This window comes from Dysgonomonas sp. ZJ279, from assembly GCF_011039205.1.
In the GTDB taxonomy this organism is placed as follows: Bacteria; Bacteroidota; Bacteroidia; order Bacteroidales; family Dysgonomonadaceae; genus Dysgonomonas.
In genome coordinates this window covers 103,556-124,444 of record NZ_JAAKEL010000001.1, presented here as the reverse complement: position 1 = coordinate 124,444, position 20,889 = coordinate 103,556, and the positions used below count along the sequence as shown (strand labels likewise).

The following is a 20,889-nucleotide window of genomic DNA, read 5'->3' as shown; positions in this document are numbered from 1 at the left end:
GTTATATTATAGCCTAATTATATTATTTTTTATGAACTTCGACCTTTTGGGTAGGCGCATGTTCCGCATTTCGTTTTTCGACCGAAGCCACAAAGCTATCAGCAAGAGATGCAAATGCCATACCTGTTATAGAGTTTTCGTTCAGCGAAACAGGGACTCCGCTATCACCACCTTCGCAGATGCTCTGTACAATAGGTATCTGCCCTAAAAGAGGTACATTCATCTCTTCGGCAAGAGCCTTACAACCTTCTTTACCAAATATATAATATTTATTTTCAGGAAGTTCGGCCGGAGTAAACCAAGCCATATTTTCTACCAAACCAAGTATCGGCACATTTACTTTTTCGTTGGTAAACATGTTTATACCTTTACGAGCATCGGCCAAAGCGACTTGTTGCGGGGTACTTACTACTACCGCACCGGTAATAGCTAGGGTCTGCACCAATGTCAAATGAATATCGCTTGTACCGGGTGGAAAATCGATAAGGAAATAGTCCAAGTCGCCCCAATCTGCATCGGCAATCAATTGCTTTAAAGCATTTCCTGCCATTGCTCCACGCCATACAACAGCCTCATCTCTATTCACAAAGAAACCGATAGAAAGCATCTTAACGCCATACTTTTCGATAGGAACGATATATTCTTTTCCGTCAATAGGTTCTAAAAGCGGACGTGCATCTTCTTCGTTAAACATTTTAGGGAGTGAAGGGCCGAAGATATCAGCATCGAGCAACCCAACTTTATAGCCTTTTTTTGCTAATGATATAGCCAGATTGACAGACACAGTACTCTTGCCTACTCCACCTTTGCCCGAAGACACTGCTATTACATTCTTAACTTGAGGTAATAATTTAGCAGCTTTAGGAGGTGCAGCTTGCGCCGTTTTTACTTCTATATTTCCCTTTATTTCAATATTCGGATCAGCATATGTTAAAATTGCAGTTTCACATGCTTTCACTACCGATTTAATAAATGGATCGTTAGGTTTATCGAATAACATCGAGAAACTCACTTTCATTCCATCTATATGAATATCATCGGATACAAATCCCATCTCGACAACGTCTTTCCCTGTACCGGGATAACGCACATTGCGAAGTGCATCCAGAATCAGTTTAGGATATATTTTTGTACTCATTTCTAATTATTTATTGCTTAGCTTCCTTTAGCGATTGTGTGTTATTTCTACCAAAACTACGGTAACTGTCTTTTTCGATATCCAATTCGGGTTCAATCCAGTTATCCCTGTCCTGACATTCAAACTTGATATATTTTATATTTAAACCACGAGCTAGCCATTGTTGTTCATAAAACGTCTGAATTTTAAGGATTTCATCCACCAGATCGGAATGGTATAGATCATCTGTCTGAAACAGAACAGGCAGCTTATTTTCTTTTACCATCTCGCAAGTATAGGTAAACATAAAGTTACTGTCAGATTTCAGATGAATAATACCATTTGGAATAAGTATTTCGCGGTATAATTTCATAAAACGGGTAGATGTCATACGCTTATTCACTTTATTCATCTGCGGATCAGGAAATGTTATCCAGATTTCCGAGATCTCTCCTTCACCAAAGAACTTGTTGATCAGTTCTATGTGTGTACGAAGAAAAGCGACATTAGTCATACTCTCCTGAAAGGATTGCTTTGCCCCTGTCCACATACGGGCTCCCTTAATATCTATGCCTATAAAATTCTTATTGGGGAATAATTTTGCAAGACCTACACTATACTCTCCCTTGCCACAGCCTAATTCAAGAACAATGGGATTGTCGTTTTTGAAAAATAATTCATTCCATTTTCCCCTCATTTCAAAACCTTTTTCCTGCAAAACAGAAAAGGGATATTGAAATACATGAGGATATTCCTCCATGTTGGCAAACTTAGCGAGCTTATTTTTACCCATATCTTTGTTTTATTGTCGATTTAGAATTGTTGCATATCGCATAGCTTGCGATAATATCCGTTTAGTTCAAATAGCTCGGTATGATGACCGCGTTCTACAACTTTTCCTTCATGCATTACATATATCTCATCTGCATTTTTAATTGTAGACAGACGATGAGCAATAACCAACGTTGTACGATTTTTCATCAGTTTTTCCAATGCATCTTGTACCAGCCGTTCCGACTCGGTATCTAAAGCAGATGTAGCTTCGTCAAGAATTAATATCTGAGGATTTTTCAATATAGCACGAGCTATACTAATACGCTGACGTTGCCCGCCTGACATCTTCCCACCACGATCACCTATATTTGTATCGTAACCATTTTCTGTGGATATAATGAAGTCGTGGGCATTAGCTATTTTAGCAGCCTCAATTACCTGTTCGAGAGTAGCATTCTCCACTCCGAAAGATATATTATTGAAGAATGTATCATTAAATAAGATAGCCTCTTGATTTACATTGCCCATCAATCCTCTCAAATCGTGTAACGAGGCATCTTTGATATTTACATCATCAATATAGATACCCCCTTCGTTCACATCGTAGAAACGAGGTAACAAGTCGGCCATTGTAGATTTTCCAGAACCGGACTGACCAACAAGAGCAATTGTTTTTCCTTTAGGAATCGTTATGCTCACATTATTAATCACCCAGCTTGTTTCGTATTTAAATTTTATATTTCTGTATGTTATTTCTCTTTCAAAAGGAATTGGTTTGGGATTGGCTGGATCTTTTATGTTATTATCAGCCTTTAGAATCATGTCGATACGTTCTACCGAGGCTAAACCTTTCTGAATAGCGTATACCGATCTCGATAGATCTTTTGCAGGATTGATAATCAGATAAAAAATAGAGATGTAAAAAATAAATGTCGGAGCGTCTATTGCACTTCTTTGTCCCAATATAAGCGATCCGCCATACCATAAGACAATTGCAATCGTCAGAGTTCCCAACAATTCACTCATCGGATGTGCCATCATCTGACGGCGAGCAATACGGTTCGACATATCTCTGAAAGTATTGCTGACCTTATCGAAACGCTGGGTCATCTTATCTTCTGCATTAAATGCTTTTATTATCCGCAATCCGCTTAATGTTTCTTCGATCTGAGACATTAAGCCCCCCCATAGATTCTGAGCCTCTACCGACTTTCGCTTCAAACTCTTACCTACTTTACCCATAATATAACCGGCAATAGGTAATAATACCAATACAAACAATGTCAGCTCCCAACTGATAATAAACATAGTTACTAAGTTTATTATGATGAGAATAGGGTTCTTACTAACCATCTCGAGCGAACTCATTACAGAGTTTTCTACTTCGCCCACATCTCCCGTCATACGTGCCATAATATCTCCTTTTCTCTCATTAGAGAAAAAGCCAAGTGGCAAAGAAAGTATTTTATCATTTATCTGCTTACGTATATCTCTCACAACTCCGGTTCTCACTGCTACAATGAAATATCCGCTAAAGTAAGTAGTAAGTGTTCTCAATCCGGTAGTTAATACAAGAAATGCTCCAAGAAGAACAAGCACGGTCGCCCCTTCATATTTTTGCATGAAATCGGTCAAAAACCAGTAAAAGTTGTTCTTTAATATATGGAAATTGAATAGGTTATCCCAGTCTACCGGCATGTATTCATATTTCTGTATATCCATACCAAACAATATCTGTAGTATGGGGATGATAAGTGTAAAGGAAAATACGTTTAACACAGCACTTAATATATTGAAGAAAATATTAAGTATTACTTGTTTTTTATATGGCGGTATAAAGCGCCTTATCAGTTTGATAAAATCGTTCATTAATGGTCTATTTGATAGCTGAATATTGTTTCAAAATCGTGTTTTTACAAAACGGGTGCAAGTTAGTTATAATTATTTTGTTATTAAAAGTCTTTTGTAGTTTTTAGGAAACCGAACATTATGGCTTGAAAGAATTAAAAGAACCGTGATTTATAAAATATCAGAACCAGATTCTACATTTAAACTATTATCTTTACTTTTGCAGTAAACACGAAGAAACATGAGAAGAACCACATTATTATTAGTCTCCTTTTTACTTACATGCGTATTGGTAGCACAGGATTATGATTATCAATTCAGACTAACTCTAAAAGACAAGGGAACAACGGAATATTCCTTGAATAAGCCGGAGGAGTTTCTTTCAAAAAAAGCTATTGAAAGAAGAGAAAAACAAAATATAAAGATAGAAAAAACAGATATTCCAATTTCGGAAGACTACATAAAATCCATTGAAAACACAGGTGGAATTATTGTAGCCAAAAGTAAGTGGCTCAATTCGGTAAGTGTTCACTGCGGAGACAGTAGCATGGTAGAAACGCTCAAAGCTTTACCTTTTGTTGCAGATGCAAGGTTTGTATGGAAAGGAAAAAAAGTAACGGAAACACCCAAAAGTGAAAGCGATACAATGATGCATATAATGGTCATAGTACCACTACCCGAAGATAGAATAGAACCTCCTGTTTATAGAGATTATTATGGTTTTGCCGAAAAAAACATCAGAATACAAAACGGGCAATTACTGCACGAAGCCGGATTTAAAGGAGGAGGTATTGATATTGCGGTAATTGATGCCGGATATAACAACCTTCTACGAATAAGCTTGCTGGACAATATCAACATACAAGACTCTAAAGGATTTGTGCGTGGCAGAGAGAATATATTTCATAATGCCAGTCAACACGGACTGAATGTTTTATCAGCTATGGCGACTAACAAACCGCATACTTTTGTAGGGACAGCGCCCGAGGCTAATTATATATTATTGGGGTCGGAAGACTCTCGCAGCGAATTCCCCATAGAAGAAGATTATTGGGTAACAGCTATAGAATATGCCGACAGTATAGGTGTCGATGTTGTAAATACATCCCTAGGATATAACCATTTCGATACTCCTGCAAAAAGCTTCGAGCATTCAGACCTAGATGGCAAGACTGCATTAATAACCAGAGGCGCTGACATGGCAGTTAGAAAAGGAATGTTTGTTGTCGTGAGTGCCGGTAATTCGGGAAACTCTGAATGGAGAAAAATAACCCCTCCATCAGACGCAAATCTGGTATTAACGGTTGGGGCTATTCAACAAGACTCTATCATTGCAGGTTTTAGCTCCCGTGGACTAACGGCCGACCTACGAACCAAACCCGATGTTGTGGCTCTTGGCTCACGAACAGCAGTTATAGGGGATAATGGCTATGAGACACTTAAAAATGGAACCTCTTTCTCATCTCCTGTTATGTGCGGATTAGCAGCATGCTTATGGCAGGCTTATCCTAAATTGACCAACAGACAATTGCTCCATGTTATCAGAGAAGCAGGTAATAAATATGAATCTCCGGACGACACGTATGGCTATGGCTTACCCGATATGGGAAAAGCAATGCAATTAGCTAAAGAAATGACCAAAAAGAAAAAGAAATAAATAATGGATAATACAGCCATCTCCCTACATGAACTGAATCGTCTGATAAGGGGCGTCATACATGACAGCCTCCCTGAGATGTTCTGGATAAGAGCAGAGATGAGCGATGTACGTGCTAATCAAAATGGGCATTGTTATCTTGAATTTATAGAAAAGGATACTTTAGGCAAATCCATTGTAGCGAAAGCCCGCGCAATGATATGGGCTAATACGTTCTTTATACTGAAAGCGTATTTTGAAAATGCGACCAATCAGCCTTTTGCTTCAGGATTAAAAGTATTGGTAAAGGTCAGTATCGAATTTCATGAGCTATATGGGTTCAGCCTTACAGTTCACGATATAGACCCGACGTATACACTCGGCGATCAGGCTATTAATCGCGCGGCAATTATAAAGCAACTTCAAGAAGACGGCGTTATCGATCTTAATAAAGAACTGGAATTACCTCTTCCGACAAACAGAATTGCTATAATCTCATCTCCCACTGCCGCAGGCTATGAGGACTTTTGTAATCAATTAGAGAATAACCCTTTCGGGTTTGCGTTCTATACCAAGCTATTCCCTGCTATTATGCAAGGAGACAGGGCAGAAGATTCTATAATCTCAGCATTGGAAAAAATTTATGAATATCAGGATTGTTTCGATGCTGTAGTGATTATCCGTGGTGGAGGGGCAACTTCCGAACTAAGCTGTTTTGATTCATACCTTTTGGCTGCAAGTTGCGCACAATTCCCTCTTCCTATAATAACGGGAATAGGGCATGAACGTGACGAAACAGTTCTAGACATAGTTGCACATACACGTGCTAAAACTCCAACTGCTGTTGCTGAATTCTTGATTAATAACATGGGCGAAATTGCAGAGGAGTTAGACAGTTTGCAAATTGGTATTACATCTACTATCGCCCTACATTTACAAGAAAACATGCTACAACTAAATACTGTTGAAGCACATATCTCTTTCCTTTTGAAGAACTGGCACAAAGAACAGCAGAACAAAATGCTTTCGATAAAAGAGGTACTTCGGAAAGAGGTTCAGAAAATAGTAAGGAATGAGCAAAATACATTTTCTTTATTAGGAAACTCTCTGTCAAGAAATATGCACCAAGCAATAAAGGGCAATGAAACAAGGCTGGAGACATTCGAGAAACATCTCAATCTTATATCTCCCGAAACTATCCTAAAGAAAGGCTATACTTTAACTATGAAAAACGGCAAGATAGTAAAACATACAGATAGCTTGGAAAAAGGAGATACGATAACAACTGTGTTTGCTAAAGGACAAGTAGAATCCATCATAAAAAAAATATAATGGCAAAAAAAGAACAATCATATGGCGAAGCAATGCAAGAGCTTCAAGACATCATGTCTCGTGTAGAGAATGAAGAACTGGATGTAGATGTATTACTCGAAGAGGTAAAGAAAGCAGCTACCCTTATCAAATTCTGCAAAGATAAATTACACAAAACAAATGATGAGATACAAAAGATATTAGACAAGATAGAATGAATCAAAAAAACATTATTATTGTCGCCGGAGGAAAGGGGCTTCGTATGGGTGCCGATCTTCCGAAGCAATTTATTCCGATAGGTGGTAAACCCATTCTGATGCATACAATCAATGCATTCTATGAGTATGATAAGCACATAAATATAGTGCTTGTATTGCCCGAGTCACATCAGGATTATTGGAAAGAGTTGTGTCGAAAATACAAATTCAACATTGCTCATCAAATAGCCACAGGTGGCGAAACACGATTTCATTCTGTAAAAAACGGACTGGCATTTATCAACGAAGGCTTAGTCGGAGTGCAGGATGGTGTAAGACCTTTCGGATCGAAAGAGATGATTGCCAGATGTTTCGATGCTGCCCAACAATATCAGGCTGCAATACCTGTTATCGATTCGACCGACAGCCTACGTGAAATGACAGGCGCTGAAAGAAGCAAAATTATAGATCGCTCTAAGATCAGATTAGTACAAACGCCTCAAGTCTTTTCGGTCGAGATACTTAAAAAAGCATATCAGACCGATTATACAGAAACTTTCACCGACGACGCATCGGTAGTGGAGGCAATCGGCATAAATATACATCTGGTAAGGGGGGAAACAACAAATATAAAAGTAACGACACCCTTGGATTTGAAAATAGGAGAGTTTATCGTTAATTCGTCCCTCTGAAAATATTTTATAAAGGATTATACAAGAATGAAGAAAGTGACAATTCGAAGTAATTTCGATGAGGATTTTTGGAATAAAAGAGATAAGCAATGATAGATATACTTTCAAATTATTATCTGAGTCAGGTAGAACCTCAAAAAAGTTGTTTATTTGCTTTACGCAGTATTATTCTGAACTTAGATGAGAATGTGTCGGAGACTGTAAAATATGAGATGCCTTGTTTTTGTTATAAGAAAAAGATGTTTTGTTTTTTATGGACTGATAAGAAAACCAACGAACCATATATCCTGATGGTTGAAGGTAAACTTCTTAGCCATCCTGAATTGGAGCAAGGAAATCGCTCTCGTATGAAGATATTGAGGATCGATCCAAGTGAAGATTTACCGATCGAAACAATCGAACTTATATTAAATGATGCTTTGGACTTATACAAAAGCGGAAGAATAAAAATTAAATAATCAACCCATTATGGAGCAAGATATTGACGCGCTATATTACAATGCTATCGATTTATTAAAAACGATGATACAAACACCTTCTTTCAGCAGGGAGGAAGATAATTTAGCAAATTACATAGAAACCTACATGAAAAATATGGGTTTCGAACCCAAGCGTAAAGGCAATAATCTATGGATACAAAATAAGGACTTCGATTCATCGAACCCAACAATCTTACTCAATTCGCACATCGATACGGTGAAACCTGTCAGTGCATGGACAAAAGACCCTTTCGATTCGGTAGTCGATGATGATATTCTATTCGGTTTAGGCAGTAACGATGCCGGAGCTAGCGTAGTGTCGCTTTTGCATGCATTCTTCATACTTACAAATAAAGTTCAGAGCTACAATCTCATTTTCCTCGCTTCATGCGAAGAAGAAGTATCAGGTAAAGGCGGTGTAGAGTCTATCATTTCAGAACTGCCAGCAATCGAGTTCGGCATTGTAGGTGAGCCGACAGGTATGCATCCTGCTGTGGCAGAAAAAGGACTCATGGTTATAGATTGCACCTCTTACGGAAAATCAGGACATGCAGCCCGCAACGAGGGAGATAATGCCATATACAAAGCATTACAAGACATTGAATGGTTCAGAGATTACCGATTTGCAAACGAAAGTGATTTATTGGGTCCTGTGAAAATGACCGTTACAATGATAAATTCAGGCACACAGCACAATGTAGTTCCCGACAAATGCGATTTTGTAGTAGATGTCCGCAGCAATGAATTATATAGCAATGAAGAACTCTTCAAATTGATCGACGAGCATACTACCAGCGAGATAAAACCTCGATCATTCAGACTAAACTCTTCGAATATAGCAATCGAAAACCCTTTTGTACAACGAGCTATCATGATAGGTAAAGAACCTTACGGCTCTCCTACATTGTCGGATCAGGCTTTGATGCCTTTCCCTACTGTAAAGATAGGACCCGGAGATTCGGCACGTTCTCATACAGCCGACGAATACATCCTGCTTAGTGAAATTAGAGAAGCAATCGAACTTTACGTTAAATTACTCGACGGCCTCAGACTTTGATTGCTCCAGCAATTCTCTCAATTGCTCTTCGGTATGATCACTTTCTTTCAATGGCACAGTCTCTACAACTGCCAGTGATGGATCTATGTCATACATTTGAGTATCCGATGTGGTCAATCGTTTCACCAAGTTATAGCAACCGAATATTATCTGACGCGAAGGATTCATATGCACATTCCTAAATATACGGTCTACAACCATAAATTTAAAATCGCCTCTCTTATCGTCGGCATCTTGCAAAGAAGGATAACGGGATGAGAGATCGACTATACCGTTTTTCTCCAATTCGTTTGTTATCAGTGTAAGATATTTATCTGTATGGATGCCTAATTTAAATCCGGCATGAATATCGACACGGAATATTTTACCGGGTACAAAGACTGTTGTTTCATAACTGAACTCGTATGGCTGATCCGTCCTTCTCAGACGAACAAACCAATAGGTGTCAGCACGTTTAGGTGTTCTTTTGAACAAAGAATATGCTATTTTACTTTCTAAAAAGTTTTTCTTATTTGCTTTAACGATATAAACAAGGTGAGTGGCTGCCTTAGGAATCGTCGTATCCTCACTCATTTTTACAATCTGGTTGATATAGTGATCGTCTACCTGATCGTAGATTGTATAACTACGTTTTATTCTTCTGCCATTATACCATGAATACATGATAAGGACTAATGTTCCCGCCATAAGGATAGGTACAAAACCACCGTGAGCAAACTTTTGCATGTTGGCAAAGAAGAATCCTAATTCTATAATTACAAAGAATAATGTCAATGGAATACTATACCATAATGGCTTCTTCATTTTTATGAAATATAAGAAAAGAAGAATTGATGTCATGAGCATACTCAGGGTTATCGCCAAACCGTACGCTGCTTCGAGGTGCATAGAAGATTGGAGCATAAGAATGATAAGTATACACAATATCATCAATGTATAATTGATAGAAGGGATGTACATCTGCCCCTTTATCTTAGTCGGATATTTTATCTTGACATTTGGCCATATATTGAGCGAAATAGCTTCACTTATCACGGTGAACGATCCACTAATGAGAGCCTGACTGGCTATAATAGCAGCTAGCGTTGCCATCATCACCCCTATAAAGCTAAACCATTCGGGCATCATGGCAAAGAACGGATTAATATCGTGGCTTACCAGTTGCGGCGAATTAATAATCCAAGCAGCCTGCCCCAGATAATTTATAATGAGAGCAGCTTTCACATAAACCCACGATACACGTATATTTTTCAAGCCACAATGTCCTAAATCGGAATAAAGCGCCTCTGCCCCTGTCGTACAAAGGAATATCGCACCTAATATAATCATCGCCTGAGGTACCTCTATCAGAAAGTTGACAGCATAATAAGGACTAAATGCTTTGAGAACACTAAGGTCTCCAACCAGTTGACTCATACCCATCACAGCCATCATTGTAAACCAGCCAACCATGAAGATACCGAAGAATCGACCAAGAGAGCCGGTTCCAAAAGGCTGTATGAGGAAAACACCTAATACAATAGCAATAGTTACAGGAATTACAGGAATATGGGGTGCTATAACATTCAAACCTTCTACGGCAGACATGACTGTCATCGCGGGAGTTATTACACCATCGGCAAGAAGAGTGGCTGCACCAAGCGCTGCAATAATATATGCCCAGCGATATCTTTGGCGGATAAGAGCATATAAGGATAAAATACCACCTTCACCCTTATTATCGGCACGTAGTGTGATAATAACATATTTCAGTGTGGTCTGTATAGTTAAGGTCCAGATGACACAAGAGACAGCTCCCAATATATAATCGGGACGCGCCAATTCTCCGGCAGGAAGAGAGTTTATTATAGCTCTCATTACATATAAAGGAGAAGTACCTATATCTCCGAAAACAATACCAATGGCCATTATAACCCCGATAGGACCAAACGGGACTTTATGCTTCTCTTTCATCGCATCATTTTTTTGAAACTCGACAAAAGTACATGTTTATTCACTAGAAAAGCAAATAAGCATTGTCTTTTTTAGTTTGTACTTGTTAAATGTAGTTTTATATGAATTTTAGGACATTACGCCCAACCCAATATACAATAACAATAAAGAAAATAATAATAGTAGCAGTTTTACCGAAAAAGATCTGACGAGCTGTGGGGTATTTTTGTTTGCCCCCGAAGTATTCCATATAGATACCATAGATAAGATACGGAATGGATATAACAAGAAGAGGATTAAAGAAAAAAGCCTCTTTTATTCTAAAATGCAGTATATTGTGAATAGCCCTTTGCGATCCACATCCCGGACAATCAAGCCCTGTCAGATAGTGAAAAGGACACTGAGGGAATATATTAGACTCCTCGGGACTAAATAGAAAATAAATAACAATAGCAATAGCTGTCAAAGCTATTGCTATCATTATACGTATAGTTGTTGTTCTAACCATCAATATTAGCTAATCCCTGCAGCAACACCCGCAAGCATAAGAATCACATAGATAACTACTACAACACCCCATCCTATAAGACCGTATTTGCAGAATTTTTTAGCGTCGTCAGCAGCACGTTGAGATGATTCATAATCACCGGCAGCATAAAGACTTTCTACTTTTGTTGCATTAATGATACCCATTATACCAAAAGGTAGACAGCACAATACAGTAACAAGGATAGACTCTACTAAATAATTTTTAGGGGGAGTTTGAGGTGCACTATTGAAAGTACCTCCGTTTTCATTTAAGTTATTTTCCATTTTTTGATAAATTTTATAAAATATAAAAGAATAATTATGTGTGTATATTTTGATCTGACTTTATCACATTAGAGGGAGAAAGCAGAAGCGACACCGATTATAACAAGAGATAATATATATAAAACCATGACTATCCCTGTGCAACAGAAACCGATTACAGTCCACTTTTTAGCATCCTTCGATGCTTGCTCCGCTCCATCATAGTCACCTGAATAATAAAGAGACTCAACCTTCGTAGCACTTACTATTCCAGCTATACCAAAAGGTAAGCAACAAGCCACTGTTACCAGAATAGATTCGATCAACCAGTTTTTAGGCATCGGACGTACATCTACTCCTCTATTGATGGTATTACGACCATAAACATTAGAAGCGTACATCCCTTGATTAGGGGTAGATGCATTACCATTTCTCTGATTGTTATATTGAGGTGAAGAAGCATCTCCTTGAGTTGGAGGCGCTACCGGCATAGACACATTAGGATTGAACAAAAATTCTAATTCTGCCACAGTTCTTGCCTCAGCCCAATCCGTCATTCCCGAACTCCATATCATCGTATTAGGGCGAATATTTTTCGCCTGTAATTCGTTGATAGAAAAGGGTCCACATTGCTGCTTAGACACTTCGTCTATATAATAAAAACCATTCATGTATATGCGTTCTATAAAATTTGACCTTGCTTTTAACCTCCTGAAAAGTTAAACAGTGCAAAGATATATAAAATTCTTATCCTCACAATAATATCATTTGATTTGTGGATGTTATTTTACAACCTTACATTTGTAATCGTTATGAATAAAGACATTCTCCGCCTCGCGATTCCCAATATAATTTCTAATATTACTGTTCCACTACTAGGCATGGTAGATATGTTTATTGTAGGACATCTCGACTCCGAATACTACATCGGAGCTATCGCCCTTGCTGCAATGATTTTCAATGCGATTTATTGGAGTTTTTCATTCCTGAGAATGGGCACAAGTGGATTCACTGCACAAGCCTATGGGGCTAAAGACTGGCAGGAGGGAACGAATATTTTACTTCGGGCGCTAATGGTTGCAATGGCCGCCGGCATATTAATTATTATCCTGCAACAAGCAATTGCTTATATAGGCTTTACACTTGTAGACAGAGAGCCTGAGTTGAAGACTTTTGCACTCACGTATTTTCATATATACATTTGGGCAGCACCTGCAATATTAGGTATGTATGCTTTCAATGGATGGTTTATTGGGATGCAGAACGCTAAAACCCCCATGTTCATTTCTATTGGTATCAACGTAGTAAATATCGGTTTAAGTTTCATTTTCGTTTACGGCCTAGGTATGCAGATAGAAGGTGTTGCTTTAGCTTCTGTTCTGGCACAATACAGCGGTTTTCTGGCATCATTGGTTATATGCAATATTCAATATAAGAATCTTAAGCAATATATAAATCTTAAGATACTGGCTAACCTGCAATCGTTTATTCCTTTTTTCAAAGTAAATAGCAACATATTTATCCGTACAATGGCACTTGTGGCCGTTACCACCTTCTTTATGTCTGCATCAGCAAAACTTGGGAACGACATTCTTTCGGTGAATGCGCTTATGATGCAGTTGTTTATTCTGTTCTCTTTTATAATGGATGGGTTCGCTTATGCCGCCGAAGCTCTTACAGGAAAACTAATTGGTGCAGGCAAAAAGTCTGAACTGAAAGTATTGGTTAAGCGTCTATTTATATGGGGTGGCCTGATTGTTGTGATATTTACTCTTATATATGGAGTATTTATCGATCAGATATTTTCATTTCTTACCGACAAACAAAATATTGTAGAATTAAGCAAAGAATATCAATTCTGGGCACTGTTAATTCCAGTCGCAGGATTCTCCGCATTCCTTTGGGATGGTATTTTCATCGGTGCAACAGCTTCGCGACAGATGAGAAATTCGATGCTCATTGCATCCGCCTCTTTCTTCGTGATATACTTTTCTTTTAACACATTTTTTTTGAACAATATACTATGGTTTGCGTTTATAGTCTATCTGGCTCTACGTGGGATAATCCAGTATTTTATGGCACCTACTATTTTGAATGAGTCCAGATAATTGATAATTAATTAATTAAGTAATTATGAGCAAAATTGCAATAGTTTACGGTTCATCTACCGGAGCCACTGAGGCGGTAGCAGAAAAAATACAAGCTTTATTCGACAACGCTACTCTTTTTAATGTCGCTGATATTTCAGTAGAAGATATCCAAGATTTTGACTTCCTTGTGTTAGGCGCATCCACTACAGGTGTTGGTGACCTTCAAGACGACTGGGATATTTTCTTACCTAAGTTTGAGAAAATGAACTTCGCCGGAAAGAAAGTAGCCATGTTCAGTTTAGGAGACAGTGCGTCTTTCTCTACCAGCTTTGCCGGAGCAATGTATTATCTTTATAAAGCATTGAAAGGAAAAGTAGAAATTATTGGTTCTGTGCCAACAGATGGTTACACTTTCGACGAGTCGGATGCTGTAATCGATGGTAAATTTATCGGACTTGCACTAGACGAGGACAACGAATACGACCAAACAGACTCTCGCCTTGCAGCTTGGGTAGAAAACCTAAAAAAACAAATCGGCTAATATTTTTAGTCTGACAATTAATAACAGAGGCAGATAATTTCGATTATCTGCCTCTGCTGTTTATAAGATAGATTTTATCTCTAATAAGTTTTTCACGACATAGGTAGGCTCAACGGATCCACTTATTTCATCATTGGGGTTAAACCACACCTGATCTATTTTACTATTCATGGCACCTATTATATCCGTCTGTAGATTATCACCTATCATTATCACATCTTGAGGATTTACACCTGCTTCTTTCAATGCAAAATTGAAAATATCGGGATGAGGTTTATTTACCCCTACTCCATCAGATAAAATAACCTTATCAAAATAAGGGTTCAAGCCTGCACTTTTCATTTTAGTATATTGTATTTCAGTAAAACCATTAGAAATAATATGCAGCCTATATTTGGACTTCAAATAATCAAGCAATTCTATTGCTCCGGCAACTGTACCTTTCTTAAACTGCACCCTATTTAAAAAGTCAGCATTCATTTCAGAAGACATTTCCTCTGTCACATCGCTAAAAGATCGAAAAGGATACAAAAAGCGCTCGCGAAGCAATGTCGGCTTATCTATTTCGCCTTTACTATACATTGCCCAAAGTTTATTTGTATTAGGAGAATAAACGTTATAAAAATCGGAAAAAGTCGGATAATATTTGTTTATCTTATAATCATTATAAATATCCTCAAGACTTTCAGTGTTATTATTTACCGTATCCCAAAGTGTATCGTCTAAATCGAAAAAAATAGTCGTATATTTCATTTTGTATATAATATTGAAAAAAGAAGAACAAAGATATAAAATACTCCTTAGTTAATTGATTTTCTGATATGCTCTTTGATTAAGTGATTTTTACTAACTTTGTGATAATTTTCTCGAAAAATAAATTCGCTTACAAAATAATATGGCAAAAGAACTCAAACAACTGACTTCAAGAAGTCAAGACTATAGTCAGTGGTATCAAGATTTAGTGATAAAAGCAGATATGGCAGAAAACTCTGCTGTACGTGGATGTATGGTTATCAAACCGTATGGCTATGCTATATGGGAAAAAATGCAACGTCAGCTGGATGACATGTTTAAAGAAACAGGTCATGTGAATGCTTATTTTCCGCTTTTTATACCCAAATCTTTTTTGAGTAAAGAGGCTGATCACGTAGAAGGTTTCGCTAAAGAGTGCGCAGTAGTAACCCACTACCGTCTGAAGAATAACCCTGATGGATCGGGTGTAATTGTAGATCCTGAAGCAAAACTGGAAGAAGAACTGATTGTTCGCCCGACATCCGAAACTATTATTTGGAATACATATCGCAACTGGATTCAATCTTACAGAGACCTTCCTATTTTGTGTAACCAATGGGCCAATGTTGTTCGTTGGGAAATGCGTACACGTCTGTTTCTTCGTACTGCCGAGTTCCTTTGGCAAGAAGGGCACACGGCTCATGCAACCAAAGACGAAGCGGAAATAGAAGCTCGCAAGATGCTCGAAGTATATGCTCAGTTTGCTGAAGAATATATGGCAATGCCTGTTGTTAAAGGTGTAAAATCGGCATCGGAACGTTTTGCCGGAGCTGTAGAAACATACACTATCGAAGCATTGATGCAGGATGGAAAAGCACTACAATCGGGTACTTCGCATTTCTTAGGTCAAAACTTTGCTAAAGCATTTGACGTGAAATTTGCAGATAAAGATGGAAAAATGGAATATGTATGGGCTACATCATGGGGAGTTTCGACTCGCTTGATAGGCGCACTCATTATGGCTCATTCCGATGATAATGGCTTGGTACTTCCTCCAAAACTGGCTCCATTTCAGGTTGTAATCGTTCCTATATATAAGGGAGACGAACAACTGGCATTAATAAATGAAAAAGTAGATGGCATTGTAAAATCGCTCAAAGCTCTTGGAATCAGTGTCAAATACGACAATGCTGACAATAGAAAACCAGGATGGAAATTTGCGGAATACGAATTGAAAGGTGTTCCTGTACGTCTGGCTATGGGTGGTCGCGATTTAGAAAGCAATACCGTAGAAGTAGCTCGCCGTGACACATTGACAAAAGAAACAGTGTCGTGCGATAATATCGATACATATATCAAGAACCTTTTGGATGATATTCAATCAAATATTTATAAAAAAGCATTCGATTATCGCGCTTCAAATACTACTACTGTAGAAACTTACGATGAGTTTAAAATAAAAATAGAAGATGGTGGTTTTATTATGGCTCATTGGGATGGGACTCCCGAGACCGAAGAACAAATAAAAACAGAAACCAAAGCAACTATCCGTTGTATCCCTTTAGAAGGAGATAACACTCCGGGAGTGTGCATGGTCACAGGAAAACCTTCTGCTCAACGAGTTGCTTTCGCAAGAGCGTATTAATTATATATCTGACAAAAAGAAATCGACCTCAAAACCATAGGTATGAAGAAAAAGATATTTGTTAGTGGTTGTTACGATATGCTCCACAGTGGTCATGTTGCTTTCTTCGAAGAAGCGGCAACACATGGAGATTTATATGTAGGAATAGGTTCTGATAAGACAATCAATGAACTCAAATCCCGCAAAACCATCAACAACGAAGATGAGAGACTTTATATGATCAAAGCACTTAGAATGGTTAAGGATGCTTGGATCAATAGAGGTAGCGGTATCATGGACTTTTTAGACGAATTAAAAGCTTTGAAGCCCGATATATTCTTCGTAAATTCAGATGGACATAGTTCTGTTAAGGAGAATTTATGCAAAGAACTGGGAATAGAGTATATCGTTAGCCAACGAATTCCACACGAAGGTTTACCTATCCGTTCTACAACTGCTTTGCGCGAAGAATGTAAAATTCCTTACCGATTGGATCTAGCCGGAGGATGGCTCGACCAGCCGAATGTCAGCTCTTTATACAGCGGACCGGTTTTGACAATATGTATAGAACCCGATTATGATTTTAATGACCGAAGTGGTATGTCTACCAGTTCGAGAAAAAAGGCGATTGAGTTATGGCATGTAGATATACCTGCAGGTGACAAAGAAAAGCTAGCTAAAACTCTTTTCTGCTACGAGAATCCTCCCGGTACTAAATATATCAGTGGATCGCAGGATTCGATTGGAATCACAATGCCAGGATTGAACAGATTGTTTTACGACGGAGACTTTTGGCCTTCTAAAATAGAAAGTATTTTAGACAATAATATTTTGGATTGGATAGAGAAACATCTATGGTTAATACCTCTATACCCTCGCCATGATGATTATGATGTGCTATCAAACACGCATATAACCATTGAGAGTGCAAAGAAGCTCAGCGAAGCTGCCGACAGTAGCTGGAAAGCAATAAAGGATCAGGACTTATCCGCTTTTGGGAAAGCTATGACAGAAAGTTTCGAAGCCCAAATAGCCATGTACCCAAATATGGTCTCATCCGACATTCTGGAAATATTGGATCAATATAAAAGTCAGGCTCTAGGATGGAAAATGAGCGGTGCAGGAGGTGGTGGTTATCTTATTTTTGTAAGTGAGAAGCCAATCAAAAATGCTATACAAATCAGAATAAGACGAGATTAATTATAAAAGCACATTGACACACAACAATGTGCTTTTTCAAACAACTCATCCCTATGGAGAACAACCTAAAAGAAGGTTATAAAAGAAACCTGCCCGTTACAACAAAACGCTACTGTCAAATGCTGCGTATTGTACCCGAAACAATAGAAGAATATAAGTATTGGCACAACAGCAAAAACATATGGAAAGAAATCCCATTAGGTATCCAAAAAGCAGGAATCCTCGATATGGAAATCTACCTGATTGACAATATATCCTTTATGATTGTTGAGACTCCATTAGACTTCGATTGGGATGAAGCCTTCGGGCGTTTAGCCACTTATGAACGACAAGCTGAATGGGAAGCTTTTATTGGTAAATTCCAAAAAGCGACAGAGGGACAACGCTCTGAAGAAAAATGGGTACTAATTGAACGAGTTTTTTCCTTGGTTGAAGCGTTAAAACAATAACTGGTTCAACTGTAGTTTACAATCCATAAGAATATTCGACAATTCTCTCGCTTTCTTTTACCTTTAATCGAAATCGCTCCACCTCCATTTATCCATTGCAAGAATTTGTTATTTCTTTAAATTTGGGAGCAAAATCCAACCCCCATTTATTAATATCATCAAGAATAGGCAATACTCTTTTCCCTTCTTCTGTCAGCGAATACTCTACTCTCAGAGGTACTTCAGCATAAGTAGTCCTCTCTACTATTTTATAGAATTCCAATTGCTTTAGTTGCTGATGCAACACCCTCTTGGTTATGCCCTCAACAGATCCTACTAAGTCTTTAGGCCTTGTGATACCTCTATTTATTTCTATAAGTATACAAAATTTCCACTTAGAGAAGATAACTTCCATAGCTATACTAATTCCACAATCAAAATCTAAAGGTATTTTTCGTTCATACATAATCACTCGACGAATTTTCTGAAAAATGCATTATAATAATGTACGAAGATAGTGACAAAATTATCACCTAGGGATAAAAAAGCCCCTTATTGCAAACGATATTCAGCAGTATTAACTTTGTACTTAGAAGATATTAGAAACATTTAAATTAGAAACAAAAGAAGATAGTTTATGAAAAAACTTGTAATTGTAAGTCATCCCGATATCGAAAAGTCAGTAATAAATAAACGATGGGTAGAAGAGCTGAAAAAATATCCTGAACAATTTACTGTACATAATATATACAGTATGTATCCAGATGGAAAAATTGACATCGAAAAAGAACAAAAGCTAATTGAAGAACATGATACGCTAATTCTTCAATATCCTTTATATTGGTTCAACTGCCCACCTCTTTTAAAAAAATGGCTGGATGATACTTTCACATACGGCTGGGCTTACGGCTCTAAAGGAAATAAGATGAAAGGCAAGAAAATAGCATTGGCTATTTCTGCTGGAATCAGAGAGGAAGATTTACAAAAAGATAAGGAATGGAAAGTTACAATCGAAGAGCTTATTCTACCTTTTAAAACAACGACACGCTATACTAAATCAGATTACAGAGGTCATTTTGTGTTGCACGACACTCATAACGCACCCCACTCGGATGCCCTTGAGAATAGTGCACAGAATTATATTCATTTTCTTATGAATATATAATCTGGTCAAACAGAAAAGTATATGCAGAAGACAACTGTCTATTATAAAGAAAAATCAATTATAAAATAACAATTAGACATTCATAGCTTTTTTTTTACTTTTTTACCATCTTTCAATTCGATTAAATTGTATTTTTATGCAAACTTTAAAATCTAAATCTATGAGTCTGCAAGAAAAAATACATTTATTCGATGTTAAAGACTTTGACGCAACTGTCGACAATAAGCCTGTCTCGATTTACACACTAGATTCCGGAAATGGTCTTATCATGCAAGTAACAAACTTTGGTGGTAGAGTTGTTTCGCTGTGGGCTCCCGATAAAAATGGAGAATACGAAGATGTGGTTCTTGGCTATGAAAGTATCGACCGATATCTAAACAATACGGGTGAGCGTTTTCTCGGAACAGTAGTCGGGCGTTATGCCAACCGCATTGCTAACGGAAAATTCGATATAGACGGAGTTACATATACACTTCCTCAGAATAATGGACCCAATTGTTTACATGGAGGACTCAAAGGAGTTGACAGTGTGGTATGGGATGTGGATAATGTGAGTAAAAACGAAATAGAGTTATCCTATATATCGCCTGATGGTGATGAAGGATTCCCAGGCACGCTTAACATAAAGATGATTTACACACTTACCCCTGATAACGAATTTAAAATTACATACGAGGCTACGACCGATAAGCCGACTCATGTAAATTTCTCGCACCATTCATATTTCAATCTGAAAGGAGAAGGTAATGGAACGGCGATGGATAGCATTCTTACCATTAATGCCGACAGGACAATACCAATCGATGAAGTGTGTATTCCGACCGGTGAAATGCCTTCGGTAGAAGGAACACCTTTCGATTTCAGAATACCTACTGTTATTGGTGAAAGAATAGACAACGATGATCTTCAACTTAAAAATGGGGCTGGATATGATCATAGCTGGGTCATAAATAAGAAAACAGAAAAAGATACCGAGTGGGCAGCCACAGTTTACGAACCTAACAGCGGACGCGTGATGGAAGTGTGGACAGATCAACCCGGTATACAATTCTATTCAAGCAATTGGTTCGACGGAAAAACTAAAGGTAAATATGGAAAAACACATAACAGAAGAGAATCGATAGCTCTCGAAGTACAAAAGTTTCCCGACACACCGAATCAACCGAACTTTCCATCCAGCCGACTTAATCCGGGAGAGATATATACCCAGACATGTATTTATAAATTTAAAGTAAAATAAGATATTACATTACCTTATATAAAAATAAAAAACC

The 20,889-nt window shown here is 37.9% G+C and carries 22 protein-coding genes; 13 read left to right on the top strand and 9 right to left on the bottom strand.

Annotated elements, in window-relative coordinates:
• Positions 1-22 precede the first annotated feature (22 nt).
• Genes G7Y57_RS00630 through G7Y57_RS00620 form a run of 3 tightly spaced genes read right to left on the bottom strand, consistent with a single transcriptional unit; the run spans position 23 to position 3,760 of the window.
• Positions 23-1,138 carry an Mrp/NBP35 family ATP-binding protein gene (locus tag G7Y57_RS00630; RefSeq protein ID WP_165020241.1) on the bottom strand — a complete coding sequence of 372 codons (1,116 nt, stop codon included), beginning with the start codon at positions 1,136-1,138 and terminating at the stop codon, positions 23-25.
• Positions 1,139-1,148: 10 nt separating this feature from the next.
• Positions 1,149-1,910: a tRNA (guanosine(46)-N7)-methyltransferase TrmB gene (trmB, locus tag G7Y57_RS00625; protein WP_165020240.1), complete on the bottom strand. Its 762-nt coding sequence runs from the start codon at positions 1,908-1,910 to the stop codon at positions 1,149-1,151.
• A gap of 20 nt (positions 1,911-1,930) precedes the next feature.
• A complete protein-coding gene (locus tag G7Y57_RS00620) occupies positions 1,931-3,760 on the bottom strand; it encodes an ABC transporter ATP-binding protein (protein WP_165020239.1) in 1,830 nt (609 codons plus the stop codon).
• A gap of 220 nt (positions 3,761-3,980) precedes the next feature.
• Between G7Y57_RS00620 and G7Y57_RS00615 the strand changes: the two genes are divergently transcribed.
• The 6 genes from G7Y57_RS00615 to G7Y57_RS00590 all read left to right on the top strand — a co-directional run bounded on the left by G7Y57_RS00615 (position 3,981) and on the right by G7Y57_RS00590 (position 9,111).
• Positions 3,981-5,396: a S8 family peptidase gene (locus G7Y57_RS00615; protein ID WP_165020238.1), complete on the top strand. Its 1,416-nt coding sequence runs from the start codon at positions 3,981-3,983 to the stop codon at positions 5,394-5,396.
• A gap of 3 nt (positions 5,397-5,399) precedes the next feature.
• On the top strand, positions 5,400-6,707 hold the full coding sequence (gene xseA, locus G7Y57_RS00610; RefSeq protein WP_165020237.1) for an exodeoxyribonuclease VII large subunit: 1,308 nt from the start codon (positions 5,400-5,402) through the stop codon (positions 6,705-6,707).
• On the top strand, positions 6,707-6,904 hold the full coding sequence (gene xseB, locus G7Y57_RS00605; protein WP_165020236.1) for an exodeoxyribonuclease VII small subunit: 198 nt from the start codon (positions 6,707-6,709) through the stop codon (positions 6,902-6,904). Before xseA ends, xseB begins: the two co-directional genes overlap by 1 nt.
• Entirely contained in the window at positions 6,901-7,575 is a 675-nt protein-coding gene (locus G7Y57_RS00600) for a 2-C-methyl-D-erythritol 4-phosphate cytidylyltransferase (protein WP_165020235.1), read from the top strand. Before xseB ends, G7Y57_RS00600 begins: the two co-directional genes overlap by 4 nt.
• A gap of 89 nt (positions 7,576-7,664) precedes the next feature.
• Entirely contained in the window at positions 7,665-8,033 is a 369-nt protein-coding gene (locus G7Y57_RS00595) for a DUF1801 domain-containing protein (protein ID WP_165020234.1), read from the top strand.
• A gap of 10 nt (positions 8,034-8,043) precedes the next feature.
• Positions 8,044-9,111 (top strand): M20 family metallo-hydrolase, encoded by a 1,068-nt coding sequence (locus tag G7Y57_RS00590; protein WP_165020233.1) that lies wholly within the window; start codon positions 8,044-8,046, stop codon positions 9,109-9,111.
• On the opposite strand, the gene G7Y57_RS00585 is transcribed toward G7Y57_RS00590, so the two are convergent.
• The 4 genes from G7Y57_RS00585 to G7Y57_RS00570 all read right to left on the bottom strand — a co-directional run bounded on the left by G7Y57_RS00585 (position 9,088) and on the right by G7Y57_RS00570 (position 12,506).
• On the bottom strand, positions 9,088-11,064 hold the full coding sequence (locus G7Y57_RS00585; RefSeq protein WP_165020232.1) for a KUP/HAK/KT family potassium transporter: 1,977 nt from the start codon (positions 11,062-11,064) through the stop codon (positions 9,088-9,090). The genes G7Y57_RS00590 and G7Y57_RS00585 overlap by 24 nt on opposite strands.
• Before the next feature lie 97 nt (positions 11,065-11,161).
• On the bottom strand, positions 11,162-11,551 hold the full coding sequence (locus tag G7Y57_RS00580) for a DUF2752 domain-containing protein (RefSeq protein WP_165020231.1): 390 nt from the start codon (positions 11,549-11,551) through the stop codon (positions 11,162-11,164).
• Between the two features lie 5 nt (positions 11,552-11,556).
• The gene (locus G7Y57_RS00575) at positions 11,557-11,856 is read right to left on the bottom strand and encodes a CD225/dispanin family protein (protein ID WP_165020230.1); all 300 of its coding nucleotides are present in this window, start codon (positions 11,854-11,856) and stop codon (positions 11,557-11,559) included.
• A 68-nt stretch (positions 11,857-11,924) separates the two neighbouring features.
• A complete protein-coding gene (locus G7Y57_RS00570) occupies positions 11,925-12,506 on the bottom strand; it encodes a CD225/dispanin family protein (protein WP_165020229.1) in 582 nt (193 codons plus the stop codon).
• Between the two features lie 141 nt (positions 12,507-12,647).
• Between G7Y57_RS00570 and G7Y57_RS00565 the strand changes: the two genes are divergently transcribed.
• Both G7Y57_RS00565 and G7Y57_RS00560 read left to right on the top strand, forming a co-directional pair.
• The gene (locus tag G7Y57_RS00565) at positions 12,648-13,943 is read left to right on the top strand and encodes an MATE family efflux transporter (RefSeq protein ID WP_165020228.1); all 1,296 of its coding nucleotides are present in this window, start codon (positions 12,648-12,650) and stop codon (positions 13,941-13,943) included.
• Between the two features lie 25 nt (positions 13,944-13,968).
• A complete protein-coding gene (locus G7Y57_RS00560) occupies positions 13,969-14,466 on the top strand; it encodes a flavodoxin (protein WP_165020227.1) in 498 nt (165 codons plus the stop codon).
• 60 nt (positions 14,467-14,526) lie between these two features.
• Here the strand turns inward: G7Y57_RS00560 and G7Y57_RS00555 are convergent, their stop codons facing one another.
• Positions 14,527-15,219: a YjjG family noncanonical pyrimidine nucleotidase gene (locus G7Y57_RS00555; RefSeq protein WP_165020226.1), complete on the bottom strand. Its 693-nt coding sequence runs from the start codon at positions 15,217-15,219 to the stop codon at positions 14,527-14,529.
• Between the two features lie 142 nt (positions 15,220-15,361).
• Here G7Y57_RS00555 and proS point away from each other — a divergent pair, with 142 nt between their 5' ends.
• The 3 genes from proS to G7Y57_RS00540 are packed head-to-tail and all read left to right on the top strand — an operon-like array spanning position 15,362 to position 18,471.
• Positions 15,362-16,843: a proline--tRNA ligase gene (proS, locus tag G7Y57_RS00550; protein WP_165020225.1), complete on the top strand. Its 1,482-nt coding sequence runs from the start codon at positions 15,362-15,364 to the stop codon at positions 16,841-16,843.
• A gap of 42 nt (positions 16,844-16,885) precedes the next feature.
• The gene (locus G7Y57_RS00545) at positions 16,886-18,022 is read left to right on the top strand and encodes an adenylyltransferase/cytidyltransferase family protein (RefSeq protein WP_165020224.1); all 1,137 of its coding nucleotides are present in this window, start codon (positions 16,886-16,888) and stop codon (positions 18,020-18,022) included.
• 53 nt (positions 18,023-18,075) lie between these two features.
• The gene (locus tag G7Y57_RS00540; RefSeq protein WP_165020223.1) at positions 18,076-18,471 is read left to right on the top strand and encodes an L-rhamnose mutarotase; all 396 of its coding nucleotides are present in this window, start codon (positions 18,076-18,078) and stop codon (positions 18,469-18,471) included.
• Between the two features lie 88 nt (positions 18,472-18,559).
• Here G7Y57_RS00540 and G7Y57_RS00535 read toward each other — a convergent pair whose 3' ends face one another.
• Positions 18,560-18,916 (bottom strand): winged helix-turn-helix transcriptional regulator, encoded by a 357-nt coding sequence (locus G7Y57_RS00535; RefSeq protein ID WP_165020222.1) that lies wholly within the window; start codon positions 18,914-18,916, stop codon positions 18,560-18,562.
• 171 nt (positions 18,917-19,087) lie between these two features.
• On the opposite strand from G7Y57_RS00535, the gene G7Y57_RS00530 reads away from it, so the two are divergent.
• Positions 19,088-19,615 carry an NAD(P)H-dependent oxidoreductase gene (locus tag G7Y57_RS00530; protein WP_165020221.1) on the top strand — a complete coding sequence of 176 codons (528 nt, stop codon included), beginning with the start codon at positions 19,088-19,090 and terminating at the stop codon, positions 19,613-19,615.
• A gap of 136 nt (positions 19,616-19,751) precedes the next feature.
• A complete protein-coding gene (locus G7Y57_RS00525) occupies positions 19,752-20,855 on the top strand; it encodes an aldose epimerase family protein (RefSeq protein ID WP_165020220.1) in 1,104 nt (367 codons plus the stop codon).
• Positions 20,856-20,889 lie beyond the last annotated feature (34 nt).